Here is a 16,456-nt window from a genome sequence, read left to right as displayed (position 1 = left end):
GTTTGTTGGGGACCCGGGGGGAGGGGGGGGGGGGGGAGCCGGGTGGGGGGGGGGGGGGGGGGGGGTGGGGGGAAAACCCCAACCCCCCCCCCACGACCCACCCGACCGAACTGTCATCGCATGCCGGGAAGAGCCCCTGAACCAAGGAACTTAGGAGTGGGATGGCGGGTTCCGCCGATCGGCTGCTGGTCACCGTGACCCTGCTCGACCGCCCCCGCCTGATCGCGCTGATTCTCAGCGCGCTCGCCGGGACGGCGGCGGGGCTGCTGCTGCCCGGCGCGCTCGCCGCCGCGGTGGACGCCGTGGTGGCCGGGCGGCCCAGCCTTCCCGAGGTCTCCTGGCTGATCGTCCTCGGTGTCACCGAAATCGCCGTCGGCCTGATCGGTGGCATCCTCACCGCGCGGATGACCGCGTCCGCGACCGCCTGGCTGCGCCGGAAACTCGCCGACCGCTATCTCGCGCTCGGCACCCGATCGACCTTCGCCGACGGCGACGCGATCAGCAGGCTCACCGGTGACTGCACCGGCGCGGGAATGGTCGCCTCGGTCGTCGTCCAGCTCGGGTCGACCACCCTGATCTCCGGCGGAGCCGTCGTCCTGCTCGCGCTGATGGACTGGCGGCTCGCGCTCGTCTTCCTCGGCAGCATCCCGTTCGGCCTGATGCTCGCGCGCACCCATCTGAAGAACACCGCGGACGACGTCCTGACCTATCAAGAGGTGTCCGGCGAACTCGCGGCGAGGATGGTCGACGCCGTCGCCGGCCTCCGCACGATCGCCGCGTCGGGCACCGCCGATCGCGAGGCCGAACGCGTCCTGCGGCCGCTGCCGAAGCTGAGTCTCGCCGGCCGCGGGATGTGGCGCACCCAGGCCAAGATGGTGTGGCGCTCGGGTCTGCTGCTGCCAGCGGTCGAACTCGCGGTGCTCGTCGCCGCCGGTTTCGGTGTGCTGGAGGGCAGGCTGACCGTCGGCCAGGTCCTCGCGGCGCTCGGCTACGTCGCGCTCGGCATGGGGCTGATCACCCAGATCCCTTTGCTCACAACACTTTCCCGCGCGCGGTCGTGTGCGCGGCGGATCAACGAGGTGCTGGACTCGCCGGTCCCCGAACCGGGCGACCTCGGCGTCGCCCCCGGGCGGGGCAAGCTCGAATTGCGCGGCGTCACCGTCGAAGGCGCGTTGGCCGACGTCGACCTGCTCGTGCCGGGCGGCCGGTTCACCGCGGTCGTCGGGCGATCCGGTTCGGGGAAGTCCGCGCTGGTCAACGTTCTCGGCGGACTGCTGTCCCCGGACCAGGGGGCGGCGCTGCTCGACGGCCGCCCGCTGGAGCGGCTGCGGCCGAACGAGCTCCGCGCGGTCGTCGGGTTCGCCTTCGAACGGCCCGCGCTGCTCGGGGCGACCATCGGTGACGCCGTCGGCTACGGCTCGTGGGCAGGCGAGGCCGCCGTGCGCGCCGCCTGCCGGTCCACGCAGGTCGACGACCTGATCGTCCGGCTGCCGGACGGGTACAAGACGCCACTTTCGGAGACGCCGCTTTCCGGTGGGGAGGCGCAGCGGATCGGGCTGGCACGCGCGATCGCGCACGCGCCGCGGGTGCTCATCCTCGACGACGCCACCGCCAGCCTCGACACGGTCACCGAAGCCGCGGTCGAAGAGGCGATCGAACGCACGCTCCCCGGCCGGACCCGGGTGGTGGTGACCCATCGCGCGGCCACCGCGTCGCGGGCGGACACGGTGGTGTGGCTGGAAGACGGCCGCGTCCGCGCGGTCGGCACGCATGACGGGCTGTGGCGGAATCCTGCTTATCGAGCCGTCTTCACCGAGGGCGCGCAGTGAGCGTCTGGGGGCTCTACCGCTCGGCGCTGGCCGGGCAGTGGCGCGGCGGGCTGGTCCTGCTGGCCTGCTCCGTACTGGAAAGCGCACCCGCGTTCTTGTCCGGTCGCCTGGTCGAACTCGCGGTTGACGAGGGGTTTGCCGCGGATCGGCCAGGCACCGGACTGCGTTGGCTCGCGGTCTTCGGGCTGGTCGCCGTGATCGGCGCGTTCGGCTCGCGCCTGGTGTGGCATCAGCTCGGCAAGGTCGTCGAGCCGTTGCGCGACGCGCTGGTGACGGCCGTCGTGCGCGGGGTCCTGCACGATCCGGCGCCGCCGCGGAACCAGCCGGACGCCAGCGGTGTCGCCCGTATCACCCAGCACGTCGAAGTGGTCCGCGACGCCACGGCCGGGCTTCTGGTGCAGGCGCGCGGGATGATCGTGACGACGGTGGCGGCGCTGGCCGGGCTGTTCACGGTCGCCGGTTCGCTCGCGTTGATCGTCGCGATCCCGGTCGTGGTCGCGGTCGCGGTGTTCGCCTGCCTGCTCCCGTCGCTGGCCCGTCGTCAGCGCGCGCTGGCGCTGGCCGACGAGCGGACCGCCGAGGTCGCGGGCGCGTCGCTGTCCGGTATGCGCGACGTCGTCGCCTGCGGCGCGGAACCTCTTGCCGCGCTGGAGCTCTACGACGCCATCGACACACAGGCCGCGGCGGCCATGCGGGTGGCGAGGTCCGGGGCGGCCAGGACGGTGGTGATCGCGACCGGCGGGTTCGTGCCGCTGCTCCTGGCGTTGCTGGTGGCGCCGGGCATGGTCAGGGACGGGGTGCTCACGGCCGGGGCCGCGCTCGGGGCGCTCGTCTACCTCGCGACGACGATGCAGCCGGCGTTGCGCGGGCTGGCCGCGACCGCGAGCACCGTGGTGCTGCGGCTGATCGTCGCGCTGCGGCGGCTCGCGGAGACCGCCGAGGCCGAGCCCGAACCCGACGGCACGGCGGAACCCGACGGGACCGCGATCTACGTGCGCGACCTGACCTTCAGCTGGGGCGCGGCCGCGCAACCGGTGGTGCGGGGACTCGACCTGCACCTGCGGCCCGGCGAGCGGCTCGCGGTCGTGGGGCCGAGCGGTATCGGCAAGTCGACCCTGGCCGGGCTCCTGACCGGAATGCTCGAACCGCGGGGTGGCCGGGTGCTGCTCGGCGGGGTGCCGGTCCGGGAGGTCCCGGCGGCGCTGCGGCACCGGATGATCGCGCTGATCCCGCAGGAGGCCTACGTCTTCGCGGGGTCCGTGCGGGACAACGTCGGCCTGTTCGCACAGACCGCGATGGACGGCGAACTGCTGGCGGCGGTGGCGGCCGTCGGCGCGGAACCGCTGGTCACGCGGCTGGGCGGGCTCGACGGCGAGATCGGGCACGGCACGCTGTCCGCCGGCGAAGCGCAGCTGATCGCGCTCGCCCGCGTCTACGCGAGCGACGCGGGCGTCGTCATCCTCGACGAGGCGACGTCGCACCTCGACCCGCCCGCCGAAGCCCGTGCGGAACGGGCGTTCGCCGAGCGGGGCGGGGTGCTGGTGGTGATCGCGCACCGGCTGTCGTCGGCGTTGCGCGCGGACCGGGTCCTGGTGATGGACGGCAAGGAGACCGCGTTGGGCACCCACCTCGAACTCATGGACCGGTCCACGCGCTACGCCCAGCTCATGCACGCGTGGTCGCCGCGGCTACCCCAGCCCAGTGCGCAGTTCTTCCAGCGCGCTCCTGAGTAGACCTTCGACGGGGACCGGCCGCCGGGATCCGCGATCGACGAAGACGTGCACGAAGTGCCCTTCCGCGATCACCGTCTCCTTCGAGTACATCCCGACCTCGTAGCGGACGCTGGACCGGCCGAGATGGCCCACCCGCAGGCCGACCTCGAGTTCACCCGGGAACGACACCGAAGCGTGGTACTTGCACTGCGATTCCACGCACAGCCCGATGACCTCACCGGTTTCGATGTCGAGGCCGCCGCGTTCGATCAGCCACGTGTTGATCACGGTGTCCATCACCGAGTAGTGGACGACGTTGTTGACGTGCCCGTAGACGTCGTTGTCCTTCCACCGCAACGGAACCGTCTGCCAGTGCGGGTACTCGGCGTTCACCACAGCGTCACCGATTCCCGCAGGATGACGGCGAGGTCGGCTTCGGACGCCTCGCGCGGGGCCGTCGCCAGCAGCCGTTGTTGTTTCACCGTGCCGGAAACCAGTGAGTCCACATCGGACTCGGTGTAGCCGACGGCGCCGATCCCGTTGGGGATCCCGATCTCCCGCATGATCTGTCCCAGCACCGCGGGCAGGTGGTCACGCAGATCGCCCGGCCATTCGTAGTCCGGCGCGAGCAGCCGCGCCACCCGGATGTGCCGGTCCGGCGCGGCGTCGAAGGTGAACCGGAACGCCGCCGGCGCGGTCAGCGAGACCGCCATCCCGTGCGGCACCATCGCTTCGTCGCCCGGATACCCGGACGGGTGGAAGTCCCGGACCTGCCCGGCGATCGGATACGCGTTGGCATGCGGGATGTGCACGCCGGCGTTGCCGAAGCCGAGCCCGGCGAACGTCGCCGCGAGCGCCATCGCCTCGCGCGCCTTCATGTCGGCGCCGTCCCGCACGGCCGCGGGCAGCGCCCACGACAGCAGCCGCAGCGACTGCTCGGCGAACATGTCGGCCAGCGGATTCGAGCCACAGTAAGGGACCCGGTCCTCCGGCCGCTTCCGGTCGAACTCGGTGTACGGCTTGGCCGTGTAGCTCTCCGCGGCGTGGCAAAGGATGTCCATCCCGCTCGCGGCGGTGACCTCCGGCGGCTGCGAGACCGTCAGCCGCGGGTCGACCACGGCGAGGCTCGGGCGCATCCGGAGATGGCTGATGCCGCTCTTCACACGCAGTGACAACACGTCCAGCACGCAGACCGTCGTGCTCTCCGAGCCCGTCCCGGTGGTGGTCGGCACCGCGACCAGCGGTTTCAGCGGCGAGCTCGGCGCGCGGCCGCCACCGACCGGCGCGTTGACGTAGTCCATCAGGTCGCCGTCGTTGCTGGTCAACAGATTCACCGCCTTGGCGGTGTCGATGGCCGACCCGCCACCCACGGCGACGAAGGCGTCCCACTCGCCCTGCCCGCGGGCGAAGTCGACGGCCTTCCGCATGCTGACGTCGGTCGGCTCGACGTGCACGCCGTCGAAGACGACGGCTTCGATGCCATAGGTTTCGATACCTTCGGCGATCCGTTGTGGCCAGCCCGTCGCGGCGACACCCGCGTCGGTCAGGACGAGCACCCGGCGCGCGCCGTACTGAGTCAGGTCGTAGCCGATCTCGTCGCTCGACCTGGTGCCGTATTTCAAGGCCGGTGCCCCGTAGGTGAAAACAGTTTCACGTCCGGCGGTGGCTGAGGTCACGTTTCGTGCTCCCTTGCTCGAACACGTTCCGAATATCGGACATTCCGCCGCTCCGGGGTTGCCGGAATCGGAAGATCGCTTGACGGCACCGATCACCGCCCGCCTAAGCTCTTCTCATTAGATACCAACCGGGAGCGTCCGTCGCCCAGACGGCCGTGAGGATCCTGACCGAGGCGCAGATCCACCGCGTGTACGCGGTGGTGGGTGAGTCCTTCCTGGATCTGCTCGACGCGCTGCAACGCGATCGCTCGATCACCTTCGTCTCGGCGAGACACGACTCCGGCGCTGCCTTCATGGCCGAGGCCGAAGGCAAGCTGACCGAGCACCCCGCGGTGCTGCTGGCGGGCCGCGGCCCGAGCGCGGCGAACCTCGCGATCGGCGTTTCGACGGCGTACCAGGACGAGAGCCCGATGGTCGTCCTCCTGGAGAACCCGCCGCAGGATCCCGGCCCGACGAGCGAGCTGCCCACCGCCGACCTGACCGCGATGTTCGAGCCGATCTCGAAGTGGACCGGTCGCGCGGAATCGCCAGACGAGGTCCCCGGCCTGCTGGTCGAGGCGCTGACCCGCTGCCGGGAAGGGCGGCCGGGGCCCACCGTCGTCGCCGTCCCCGCCGATTTCTGGGGCGTCCCGTTCGATTCGGCCAAACCGGTCGCCGCCGTGCGCCCGCCCGCCACCGGCGCGCTCGGCCGGACCGCCGAGGCGGTCGCGCAACTGGTCGACGAGGCCCGCTACCCGGTGGTGATCGTCGGCGGCCGGGCCCGCGCGGCGCGGGACGAGCTGATCGCCGTCGCCGACGAGCTCGCGCTGCCGGTGTACAACGCGTTCCGCCGTCAGGACGCCTTCCCGGAGAACCACGCGCGCTACGCCGGCCACCTCGGCATCGGCATCCCCGCGCGGCAGCTCGACGCGCTGGAGCGCGCGGACCTCGTGCTCGCGCTGGGCACGCAGCTCGACGAGGTCACCACACAGTCCTTTCGCTACCCGACGCCGTCGCAGACGCTGGTGCTGGTGGGCACGGGGATCGAACCCGCCCGCCGCGGCGGGCTGACCTTCCGGGTCGACTCCGAGGTCGAGCCCTTCCTGCGTGAACTGCGCAATGTCGCCTCGCCGCGGCAGCGGCGCGCGTCGGCCGCGAACGCCGCCGTGCACACCTTCATGACGCCGCCCGACACCAGCGGCGCCACCCGCGTCCACCCCGCGGACGTGATCCGGGCGGTGCGCAAACTCGCACCCGAGGACGCGATCGTGACCAGCGACGCGGGCAACTTCGCCCAGTTCATGCACCGCTACTGGTGCTTCACCGCGCCGCGCAGCCAGCTCGGGCCGAGCAACGCGGCCATGGGCTACGCGGTCCCCGCGGCGGTCGCGGCGAAACTCGCCGAACCACGCCGGACGGTCATCGCGATGGCGGGCGACGGCGGCGCGCTCATGACCGGGCAGGAGATCGAGACCGCCGTCCGTTACCGCGTTCCGGTGACCGTCCTGGTGTTCCAGAACGGTGTGCACGGCCCGCTCGCCGTGCACCAGGCGCGTAAGCACGGACGGCTTTCGGGGGTCACCGTCCCCATCACCGACTTCGCGTCGTGGGCACGCGGGCTCGGCGCCGCCGGGTACACCGTGGACGACCGTGAGGAGCTGGAGCCGATCATCGCGAGCGCGCTGGTGCGGCAACGACCGTGCGTGATCGACATCAGGACGGATCCGGACGTGGTGACCCCGGACATCCGGCTGACGACCCTGCTGGGCGCCGCGAGGCCGCAGCAGGGAGGTCAGTAGGAGTCCGCCGCGCCGACTTAACGGGCGGTACTTTTTCTCAGGGGATACACAGAAACCCTTGTGGCGCCGCCTTCACCTGCTCCAAAAGGAGGGAAACCGGTGACGACTCGGCCGACTTTCGGTCGCGGAGACCGGATTTTGTCGGTCGGCCGTGGCACAATCGCGGCAACACCGAGGGTCCGATATGGACCGGAACGATCACCGGTGAAGTTGTTGGCACGCAGTACTTAGAGCGTTGTGTTGACACTGGGAGAAAACATGGCTGACGAAACGAAGCCACAGGACAAGTCCGTTTCCGGCGTGGTGCCGGTGCTGTTCAGCGCGGACGCCGAGACCCACGACATCGCCGTCGTGGCCACGAACCGGGAGGCGTTGCGCCGTTCGCCGTTCGGTGCCGAGGTACCCCTGCGCGCCGCCAGTGGCGAATAGCCCGGCCGGAGGAGCCTCCGCCGGGAGAGGTACAGTGCGTCCGGGCACACCCGGGTGACGACGCTTGTCGGCCTGCGTGAGGTGTGCTTTACTGTTTCAGGTCTCGTTTTTTGTGTTCGTGTTGGTTCACGCTCGCAGAACTCAGCGGGCGTAGTGTCTCCTCGTGTTTCCGGGGAAGCAAACCGTCTGGTCATGACCCGGGCTGCCGACGTGGCTTCCTGTTTGTTTGTGTTGCATATGGAGATTTTATGACTCAGGGCACTGTGAAGTGGTTCAACTCCGAGAAGGGGTTCGGCTTCATCACTCCCGACAACGGCGGCGGCGACGTCTTCGTGCACTACAGCGAGATCAAGGGCAACGGCTTCCGTACCCTCGAGGAGAACGCCCGCGTGGAGTTCGAGATCGGGCAGGGCGCGAAGGGTCCGCAGGCCACCTCGGTCACCGTGATCTGATCCAGGTTTTCCAAGCAGGGCCGTCATCCCCTCGGGGAGGCGGCCCTGCTGCTTTTCGGGCTCGTGACTGACCGGACGACACGACCGCGGCCGGGGTTCCGCCGCGAGCCGTCCGCCGCCACCCGCGCACCGCCCGGAACCTACTGCGGAGTGGCACTGATTCTCGCCCCGCTCGTGTGGTTCGCGGGCCCGTTGCTGCGGCATCCGGTGCTCAAGGACCTCACGCCGGAGCACGCCGCTTTCGCCGCGTTGGCCGCCCTGGTGATCCTGCCGGTCGCCTTCCTCCGCCGCGGTGGCTTTGTGATGCAACCTCGTGCAACTCTTTCTTTCGTGGCGCGGACGTCGTTTCCTTGTAGGGACTTGGCGCGGCAGCGGAGGACATGTGGGCGAAGCGGTTGCGGGGATCGTGGCGAACCCCGCTTCGGAGCGTGACATCCAGAGCCTGCGTTCGGCACTGAGGGTGGCCGGCGTCGGCCGCGTGATGGTGTGGACCGACGCGGGGAAGATCATCGGCACCGTCCGCCGGATGGTGGACGCGGGTGCCAGCGTGATCATCTGCCTGGGCAACGAGACCATGATGCGGGCGGCGGCGGCCGCCTGCGGTGACGTGCCGCTGCTGATGTTGCCCGCCGGAGGTGCCGACGAATCCACCGTCGCCGGGCTCGCCGCCGGGCTGGTGGCCACCCATCAGGTGGACACTGACCTGGTCACGAACCGCGCGACCGTGCTCGAGGTCGTCACGAAGGCCCGCCGCGAGATCGCGCTGACCGACGTCAGCGTGTGCTCGGAGAGCCGGTGGGACCCCGCGTCGCTGACCGAGCTGTACTGCACGTTCGCCGTCCCGGACGGGGTCGGGCTGTCGAGTATCCCCGGACGGCTGTGCCCCAGTCCGAAGTCCACTGTGGACGGTGTCGCCGTCTCGCTCGGGCCGGTCGACGAGGCGCCGTACGTCGTGCAGGCGCCGATCGCGCCCGGCGAGGTCCGGGCGGTGGGCGTCCGGGGCTGGAGCGTGCTGCACGCGGGGGTCCGCGTCGACCTCGCCGCCGCCGGTGGCTCCATCGCGCTCGACGGCCAACCGCATTTCGTGCTCAAGCCGGGAGAGAGCGCTTTCGTGGAGCTGAAGCCCGACGGCCCGTGGTGCGTCGACGTCCGCGCGGTGATGGCCGAGGCCACCAGGACCGGTCTGCTGCTGGGCCGGAAGCCCGCGGAGGTCGTTCCCACGCCCCGCCTCGCGGACGCGCCGTTCCCCGGGTAGACCGCGCCCAGGTCACAGAGACCTTCCGCTCCCCGGGACGTCCGGGCACACTGGCCTGACAGAGCAAAGGGGTGGGCCAGGTGCAGCTGGAGGCGGCGCTGCCGGTCGGCGCGGACCCGCGGCGGCACGCGCGTGCCCTCGCCGAGGTACGTGAGGCGGCGCTCGCCGGGACCACGCTCCCGAGTGCTCCGCGAGCGGTCATCGGCGCGTCCTGGCAGCGTATGCGGCGGCTCGGCCTGGACCCGGACCGCGGCTCGCCGTCGTCCGCGCTCACTCCGGACCAGCTGGAATCCCGCCGTCGCGAGAGCGGCCTCGCGGCCGTCCTCCCCGTTCTGCGCGGCGGCCTGATCAGCCTCGCCGAGCAGGCCGCGCACATCATGGCCGTCGTCGACGCGGACGGCCGTGTCCTCTGGCGTGACGGCAGCACCGCGGTCCGCCGCCGCGCCGACGGGCTCGGGTTCGTCGAAGGGGTCGACTGGCACGAGCGCGCCGCGGGCACCAACGCCATCGGCACGGCGCTGGTCGCCCGGCATCCGGTCCAGGTCTACTCGGCCGAGCACTACGTCAGCAACCAGCACGACTGGACCTGCGCCGCCGCGCCGCTGCACGATCCGAGGGATGGCAGGCTGCTCGGCGTCGTCGACCTCTCCGGACCGGCCTCCACCGTGCACCCGACGACCCTCGCCCTGGTCGATACGGTCGCGAAGCTCGCCGAAGCGCATCTGCGCACCACCCATCTCTCGGATCTCGAACGGCTGCGCGGTCTGGCCACGCCGCTGCTCGCCAAGGTGAAGGGCCGGGCGGTCATCGCCGACCCGCACGGTTGGATCGCGGCCTCGGCCGGTCTCGTGCCGGTCGGCCGGATCGCGCTGCCGAACGGCGCCGCTCCGGGCCGCACCTGGCTGCCGACCTACGGCGAATGCCTGCTGGAGCCGCTGCCCGGCGGCTGGCTCGTCCGGCTCACCGATGAGGAGGACGCGCCGCCGACGCGGGTCGTACTCGATCTGAGGTCGTCGCGGGAAAGCACGCTGCGTGTCTCGGGCGCGGCGGGGACCTGGTCGCATCGGCTGAGCCCGCGGCACGCGGAGATGCTGTACGTCCTCGCGCGACATCGCGAAGGCAGGTCGGCGTCGGAACTGTCGCGCGACCTCTTCGGCGACGCCGGCCGCACCGTCACCGTCCGCGCGGAGATGTCCAGGATGCGACGGCATTTCGGCGGGTTCCTGCTGGCGAGGCCGTACCGGTTCGACGACGACGTCGAGGTCGTCGTGGAGCGGCCGTCCGAGGGTGAGGTGCTCCCGCATTCGGTCGCGCCCGCCGTCCGGGGTTGAATCTCGCTCGCGGTGGCGAGTGTCGCGCCGTCGATCGGTGTGCGCAATCGTGCGGTACGGCCTGGAAAAAGGCCTCTGACACCGTCGGGAGATCACGTGCCGATGACACACACCGGTGTCACTGGCTGCGCTGATCCCGACTCGGATACCTTCTTTGCGGGTAGAGCCAATGGGGAGGATCGGCGATGACGAGCACAGTGACCCGGCCGGGGCCGCCGGGGAGCCCCGAGCCGCCCCCTGCGCCGGGAGGTCGCGGAGGGATCGCCGGGCTGCTCGAACTGCCGGGCAACGGGATCCGCGCGATCGTCCGGTCCGCGGCGACCACGCCGGGCAGGCTGTCGGTGATCGCGATCGGGCTCGTCCTGCTGTCGCTGGTCGCGGGCCTGTTCGGCACGCTGGCCGCGCAGGACAAGAAGGACACGATCAACGGCCTGATCGACCACCGCGAACCGCTCGCCGCCGCCGCGCAACAGGTCTACCGCGCGCTTTCGGACGCCGACGCGACGGCGGCCAGTTCGTTCCTCTCCATCGGCACCGAGCCGCTCCCGATGCGCCAGCGGTACGAACGCGACATCGCGGAGGCCGGGGCAGCGCTGGCGAAGGCGGCATCGGACTCCTCCGGCGTCGACGAAGCGGCGGAGCGGATCAACACCCTCGGCCGCGAAATCCCCGTCTACACAGGACTGATCGAGACCGCGCGCACCTACAACCGGCAGGGTTTCCCCGTCGGTGCCTCGTATCTGCGGGAAGCGTCCGAGCTGATGCGGGCGAAAATCCTTCCCGCCGCTCAGGATCTGTACCGCATCGACACCGACCGGCTCGCCGCCGAACAGGACGACGCGACCGGATTCCCTTGGCTGGCAACGGCTTTGGTGCTCGCCCTGCTCGCCGCGCTGATCGTCACCCAGGTGCACCTGACGCGGAAGACCAACCGGCTGCTGAACGTCGGGCTGGTCGTCGCGACGGTGTCGATGGTGGTGGCCCTGCTGTGGGGAGCGGTCGCGCTGATCGTGCAGAGCTCCCTCGTCGGCAGCGGTGAAGAAGACGGCTCGCACCAGGTGGACGTCCTCGTCCGCGCCCGGATCGCGGCGCTGCAGGCACGAGCCGACGAAACGCTGACCCTCGTCGCCCGGGGCGACGGCGCGGCGTACGAAAAGGACTTCATCGATCTCGCCGGGCAACTCGGCGGGACGGACGGCCAGGGCGGCCTGCTGGGCGAGGCCCGCGGTCTCGCCGCGGGCGGCGCGGCCGCGGACAAGGTGGACGCGGCCATCCAAGCGGCGTCGGCCTGGTTCAAGGCGCACGGTCAAGTGCGGAGGCAGGACGACGACGGCTCCTACCAGGACGCCGTCGACACCGCCATCCGTGACGACAAGCAGGACGGTGCCGCCAGGGCGTTCTTGCGGCTCGACGAGAACCTGGTGGCCGCGATCAACGTGGGACGGCAGGAATTCCTCGACGACACCCGCGGCGCCGAACGCGCGCTGACCCTGCTCGCGCCGGGGATCGCGGTGCTGGCGCTGATCGCGGCGGCGGGGTCCGCGTTGGGAATCCGTGAACGGCTGAGGGAGTACCGGTGATGCGGAACGGTCTGCGAACGGCCGTGCTCGGCGCGGTCTTGGTGCTGGCGACGGCTTGTGGCAGCGCGGGGGCGCCGGTCGACCCGGCTCCCGTCGGCGAGGTCGCGCCGCCGCTGCCCGCGAACGTCGGCGGCGCCGACAACGCCGGCGGTGGCGGAACGACCGACACGACCTGCAACCCGTTGGCGAGCCTGCGGCCGACCAACGGCACGTCGATCGCCAATGGTTCGACGATGGCGAAGATCAAGGAGAACGGCAAGCTCGTCGCGGGGGTCGATCAGACGACGTTCCTGTTCGGTTTCCGGAACCCGACTTCGGGCCAGCTCGAAGGTTTCGACATCGACTTGGTCAACGAGATCGCGAAGGCGATCTTCGGCAGCGCGGAAGGGCGTGTGCAGTTCCGGGCGATCCCGTCGAAACTGCGGGAAGAAGTGCTCGAGAAGAAGCAGGTCGACATCGTGGTGCGGACCTACAGCATCACCTGCAGCCGGCTGAAGAAGGTCAACTTCTCGACCGCGTATTACCAAGCGGGGCAACGGATCCTGGTCGAATCCGGGTCGAAGGTCGCCCAGCTGTCGGACCTCGCGGGGCGGCGGGTGTGCGCGACCAAGACGTCGACCTCGCTGACGAAGATCGCGGCGGATCCGTCGAAGCCGGTGCCGGTCTCGGTGGACAACTGGTCGGACTGCCTGGTGATGCTGCAGCAGAAGCAGGTCGAGGCCGTGTCGACGGACGACGTCATCCTCGCCGGGATGCTCGCGCAGGACCCGACGCTGAAGATCGTGGGGGACCGGTTCACCGAGGAGAACTACGGCATCGGTGTCCCGAAGGAGAACGAGGACATGGTGCGCTTCGTGAACGCCGTGCTGGAGAACGTGCGCGGCGGCGCGTGGCAGGCGAGCTACGCGAAATGGATCGGGAACAAACTCGAGGGCGGAACGCCGCCTTCGCCCGTGTACAAGTGAGAACGGGCCGTTCGGGATTCGCTCCCGAACGGCCCGCTTCGGTTCAGGGGGATTTCTCGCCGATCACCGGCGGCACCGGCTTCGTTTCGCCTTCGTAGCCGCCGAACAAGACGTCGGCGTCCTCCTCCTGCAGGTAGTTCGGAGCCTTCTTTTCCTTGTCCTCTTCCTTCTGCCCCCTGCCGCCAGGAGCGCCGCCGGCACCCATCGCGCCCGGACCGCCGCTCTTGCCCGCGGCGGCCGCGCCACCCCGAGTGATCCGCTCCTCCGGCAGTTTGCCCGCCCCGGACCCGCCGCCCTTGCCCGCGAGCTTTTCGGCCTCACCGGCCGAAACCTTGCCGCCCGCGAGCCGCTCGGCGACGTTGCCCGAGCCGCCGTTGCGCCCGAACCCGCCGCCTCCGCCACTGGTCAACCGGTTCGCCGCGCTGCCGCCCGGCCCGCTCGTCGTCCGGCCGGGCTTGCCGCGATACTGCTCGCTGCCCAACCGGCCGAGACCGCTGGGACCGGGCGTGTTCAGCGCCGCCAATCCCGGCGTCGGCCCAGGCCGGAACGACCCCGGCTGCCCGCCGACCGGCTGACCCGGCGCCGGCACCCCGGTGTGCCCGCCACCCGTGGTGATCCCGGGCCCCGGCGCCGGCGCGCTCGGACCACCCGGCCCGGGCGCCCCTGGCCCAGGACCGCTGTTGGGCCCCGGCCCGCCGCTGAAGCCGTTGACCTCGGTACCCCCGGAGAACCCGGACACCGACGTCGAATCACCCATTTCCGGCGGCGGGGCGAACGTGGGCTGCTTGGAGTTGACGTCGAAGAGTGACTGGTCGTAGGTGTGCATCACCTGCGCGGCCTGCTGGTGCGCCTGAAACGACTGCTCCTGCTTGGCCGAAATGTTGCCGACCGTGTCCACCGCGCCCGCCAGGTTCCCCGTCGCGAGCTGGTTGAGGGCGTTCTTGTACTCGGCGTTGCGGTCGAAGGGGACCTCTTCGGGCATGGAGTTCTTCGCGGTGGTGGCCGCGGCGGCGGACTGGGAGAACCGGTTGGACGCGAGATACGCGCCGTCGCCCGCGGTGTCGGCCCACTTGCTGAGGTTCTTGAAGAACCCGTGCGCGGCCTCCGCTGAGGTCCCCTGCCAGTGGGCGCCCTCCTTGTTGGCGGCGGAACTGAGGGCGTTGCTGAAGGTGTTCAGCGCGTTGCCTTGGTTGTTCCAGAGCTCGCCTTTTTGGTCGATCTTCTCGGCGGAAAGGTTATTGGTGACCATACCGATCAGTTCGCCGTGCGAGTTGCCCTCGTAGCGCTGGCCAGACGGCCCGAGCCCGCCTCGGAACTGCTGGCCGTGTGCGAGAAGCTCGGCCTGCTCGCCCGAATACTCACCGGCCTTCGCCTCCGCCGTCATGCGAGCGGTGACCGAGTTGCCGCCGGGACCTTGGTTGACCTCGTCGTAGGTTTCCGCGTAGCGCTTGCCCTCGTACGTCCGGTGCGCCTTGCCGTCGGCGCGCGCCAACGAGCCGATGATCTCCTGGCCGACGTTCTCCGCCATGGTCCCCTCCCTATCCGTTCAGTTCCCTCTGGGCAGTTTGGGCGCGATCTGCTCGGCCATTGGCCTCACGGCGGCGCAGGCCGCGTCGTTTTCGGTGTTCGACATCGCGATGGACACTGTGGCCCTGGACGTCGCGGTCACCGAGATTCCGATCATGCAGCTGCCTTTACCCGCGTTGCCTTTGATCTCGACCGCATCGCGGCCGTCGATCGTCGTCGGGCTCTTGGTGCCGCCGTCCAACTTGAGGTCCGTGATCCCGGCGTTGGGAACCAGATAGGCCGAGACGCTCCCATAGCGGGATTTGCTGGTGCCGCAACCATTGTCGCTTTGGTAGGTTTCGACTTGGACCGGATCGAAGCCCTGCGATGAAGTGATCGGCTCGAGCAAGTCGCATGCCTTCAGATCGGCGAAGACGTCCTTCGGCGGTTCGGAACTTTGTTGTTCCTCGCTTGAAGGTGCTTGCGATGACGGAGTGGGGGAGCCTCGATTTTCCGTCGTACATCCCGCGACGAACAAAGGCGTCGCCATCAGCGTCAGCAGGACGACGAGCTTCAAGGTTTTCGGCCGACTATGGCGCATCTAGTGGATTTCCTTGCCGATCTTGGACAGGTCCATGCTGCTCGCATGGTCGCTGGACTTGTATTTGCTCATCGCCGTATCGATGGCCGAAACTGCGCGTTCGACCACGGCTTTCAGGGTCTCGAGCTGTGTTTTCGCGGATTGCCCGTCGCCTGCCGCGATCAAGGACATGTGCTGACCGACCTGGCCGGCGTAAGGGCTTCCGCCGAGCTCGGGGGATTGACCGAGGCCGTCGAAGTGGTTGCGGTTCCTGTCCCAGCTATCCAGATAGTCCTGCAGGGCCGCCTTGTACGCGTTCCCCATCTCCTCGCTGACCGCGAACCGCCCCTCCTTCGCCGCCGTCACCATCCGGTCGGCCTGCGCCGAGAAGTCGCCCAGAATGTCCGAGAAGTTGCCCGGCGGTCCGCCGGCACCTTCAGTCATGGTCTCTCCCCTGTACCAAGTCCCGGTTACTCATAGCGCTCGTCAGATCACGATATCAGCGGAAACGGTCCCGAAGCCCGCCTTCCAGCGAGGATCACGCGCTGCCGACGCGGGCGGCTTCGACCAGGTCGTGGACCCATCGTGCAAGGTGAGAGCCGCTGGTGGGGGTGAACGTGCGGCGGACTTCGCCGTCGGGGAAGCGGTCGGTGGCGAGCATGAAGCGGCCCTGGACGCTGTCGAACCACTGGACGCTCTTCTGCTGCGGTTTGCCCCGGTCGTCGCGCAGGGTGACGCTGACCGTGCCCAGCCGCGCGAGGGGGTGTTCGAAGAAGCGACCGGCGGCGCCCAGGCGGAGGTTGTCCGGGTCCTCGTCGAACGGGTCGTCCGGTCGTTTGGACGGGGGAAGCGTGCTGGACGTCGTCACCCGTCCGGGGAACGGCTGCAGTGACGGCAGATAACCGAGGAGGGTCGCGACGACCTGTTCGGGGTAGACCGGCTCGAAGAGGATGTCGAATCCGCGTTGCTGGCTCACGACACCCTGGCGACTGTTCCACGCACCTCGATATAAGTATTCGGCGTCCTGCTCGACCTCGTGCGCCTCCATGGTGAGGACGAAGTCCCCGGTGGCCCAGAGGCGGAGGGTCTGTTCGTAGTCGCGCAGTAGTTCACCGCCGCGGGCGAAACCCCGCTCGGTCAGCCCGGCCCAGATCTCTTCGCAGTGCCGCTCGCGTTCGGAGATGGTGGTCCCGACGGTCGGGATCTCGAAGGGCAGCACGAATCTGCCGAGCCCGAGATCTTCGAGTACGACGTCGAGCTGGGCCATCGACATCGAAAATGACGCAGGCACCGGTCCCTCCCCCTCATCACCTGCTGAATCGGTTCTCCATCGCACCGTAGCGGGTTGGACCCGGCGCGGACA

General features: G+C 69.9%; 15 protein-coding genes. 9 read left to right on the top strand and 6 right to left on the bottom strand.

The genetic code is table 11. The features are described from left to right. Positions 1-161: 161 nt before the first annotated feature. On the top strand, positions 162-1,829 hold the full coding sequence (locus AC069I_RS04070) for an ABC transporter ATP-binding protein (protein WP_478264801.1): 1,668 nt from the start codon (positions 162-164) through the stop codon (positions 1,827-1,829). Then, on the top strand, positions 1,826-3,562 hold the full coding sequence (locus AC069I_RS04065) for an ABC transporter ATP-binding protein (RefSeq protein WP_478264800.1): 1,737 nt from the start codon (positions 1,826-1,828) through the stop codon (positions 3,560-3,562). Before AC069I_RS04070 ends, AC069I_RS04065 begins: the two co-directional genes overlap by 4 nt. On the opposite strand, the gene AC069I_RS04060 is transcribed toward AC069I_RS04065, so the two are convergent. Continuing rightward, positions 3,518-3,937 (bottom strand): acyl-CoA thioesterase, encoded by a 420-nt coding sequence (locus AC069I_RS04060; protein WP_478264799.1) that lies wholly within the window; start codon positions 3,935-3,937, stop codon positions 3,518-3,520. The genes AC069I_RS04065 and AC069I_RS04060 overlap by 45 nt on opposite strands. Continuing rightward, a complete protein-coding gene (locus tag AC069I_RS04055; protein ID WP_478264798.1) occupies positions 3,931-5,217 on the bottom strand; it encodes a hydroxyacid-oxoacid transhydrogenase in 1,287 nt (428 codons plus the stop codon). Before AC069I_RS04055 ends, AC069I_RS04060 begins: the two co-directional genes overlap by 7 nt. Positions 5,218-5,333: 116 nt before the next feature. Here AC069I_RS04055 and AC069I_RS04050 point away from each other — a divergent pair, with 116 nt between their 5' ends. The 7 genes from AC069I_RS04050 to AC069I_RS04020 all read left to right on the top strand — a co-directional run bounded on the left by AC069I_RS04050 (position 5,334) and on the right by AC069I_RS04020 (position 13,007). Next, positions 5,334-6,995, top strand: a complete 1,662-nt coding sequence (locus AC069I_RS04050) for a thiamine pyrophosphate-binding protein (protein ID WP_478224422.1) — start codon at positions 5,334-5,336, stop codon at positions 6,993-6,995. 258 nt (positions 6,996-7,253) lie between these two features. Beyond that, on the top strand, positions 7,254-7,424 hold the full coding sequence (locus AC069I_RS04045; protein ID WP_005163371.1) for a hypothetical protein: 171 nt from the start codon (positions 7,254-7,256) through the stop codon (positions 7,422-7,424). Between the two features lie 248 nt (positions 7,425-7,672). Then, positions 7,673-7,876, top strand: a complete 204-nt coding sequence (locus AC069I_RS04040) for a cold-shock protein (protein ID WP_005163378.1) — start codon at positions 7,673-7,675, stop codon at positions 7,874-7,876. A gap of 382 nt (positions 7,877-8,258) precedes the next feature. Beyond that, complete coding sequence (locus AC069I_RS04035; protein ID WP_478264797.1) at positions 8,259-9,131, top strand: ATP-NAD kinase; 873 nt, start codon at positions 8,259-8,261, stop codon at positions 9,129-9,131. Positions 9,132-9,202: 71 nt separating this feature from the next. Beyond that, positions 9,203-10,462 (top strand): GAF domain-containing protein, encoded by a 1,260-nt coding sequence (locus AC069I_RS04030; RefSeq protein ID WP_478223596.1) that lies wholly within the window; start codon positions 9,203-9,205, stop codon positions 10,460-10,462. 185 nt (positions 10,463-10,647) lie between these two features. Beyond that, positions 10,648-12,042 carry a hypothetical protein gene (locus AC069I_RS04025; RefSeq protein WP_478223595.1) on the top strand — a complete coding sequence of 465 codons (1,395 nt, stop codon included), beginning with the start codon at positions 10,648-10,650 and terminating at the stop codon, positions 12,040-12,042. After that, positions 12,042-13,007, top strand: a complete 966-nt coding sequence (locus tag AC069I_RS04020; RefSeq protein WP_478223594.1) for a glutamate ABC transporter substrate-binding protein — start codon at positions 12,042-12,044, stop codon at positions 13,005-13,007. Before AC069I_RS04025 ends, AC069I_RS04020 begins: the two co-directional genes overlap by 1 nt. Before the next feature lie 43 nt (positions 13,008-13,050). Here the strand turns inward: AC069I_RS04020 and AC069I_RS04015 are convergent, their stop codons facing one another. The 4 genes from AC069I_RS04015 to AC069I_RS04000 form a co-directional block, all read right to left on the bottom strand. Then, complete coding sequence (locus AC069I_RS04015) at positions 13,051-14,535, bottom strand: hypothetical protein (RefSeq protein ID WP_478264796.1); 1,485 nt, start codon at positions 14,533-14,535, stop codon at positions 13,051-13,053. Positions 14,536-14,553: 18 nt separating this feature from the next. Next, the gene (locus AC069I_RS04010; protein ID WP_478264795.1) at positions 14,554-15,114 is read right to left on the bottom strand and encodes a DUF3558 family protein; all 561 of its coding nucleotides are present in this window, start codon (positions 15,112-15,114) and stop codon (positions 14,554-14,556) included. Continuing rightward, positions 15,115-15,537 carry a hypothetical protein gene (locus AC069I_RS04005; protein WP_478264794.1) on the bottom strand — a complete coding sequence of 141 codons (423 nt, stop codon included), beginning with the start codon at positions 15,535-15,537 and terminating at the stop codon, positions 15,115-15,117. Between the two features lie 94 nt (positions 15,538-15,631). Next, the gene (locus AC069I_RS04000) at positions 15,632-16,384 is read right to left on the bottom strand and encodes an ESX secretion-associated protein EspG (RefSeq protein WP_478223589.1); all 753 of its coding nucleotides are present in this window, start codon (positions 16,382-16,384) and stop codon (positions 15,632-15,634) included. Between the last annotated feature and the right edge of the window lie 72 nt (positions 16,385-16,456).

It is taken from the genome of Amycolatopsis sp. NPDC043885 (assembly GCF_056435685.1).
This window is presented reverse-complemented; position numbering and strand designations above follow the sequence as displayed.